Raw genomic sequence first — 256 nt, 5'->3', positions numbered from 1 at the left:
AGTCGCATCTGGCCAGCATCTGGAAAGAGCACAGCAACGCCACCAGCATTCATCCGAAGGCCGGCGCGCAGGCGGCGATCGCGGCCGCCAATGGCCCGGTGCTCTTCGAGGACGTCGATCGCGAAGGCTTCGACGATACCGAGCTCTTCCATGTCATCAACAGCGTGCGCGAAAACGGCCACAGCCTGATGATGACCAGCCGTCTCTGGCCGATGTCCTGGCCGGTGGAGCTTGCCGATCTGCGCTCGCGGTTGAA

General features: G+C 63.3%; 1 pseudogene. It reads left to right on the top strand.

The annotated features are described in order from the left end of the window. A pseudogene (locus tag SB764_RS42355) lies at positions 1–256 on the top strand (hypothetical protein); the annotation flags it as partial.

Source organism: Paraburkholderia sp. SIMBA_027, assembly GCF_046535315.1.
GTDB classification, from domain to species: Bacteria; Pseudomonadota; Gammaproteobacteria; order Burkholderiales; family Burkholderiaceae; genus Paraburkholderia; species Paraburkholderia tropica.
This window is presented reverse-complemented; position numbering and strand designations above follow the sequence as displayed.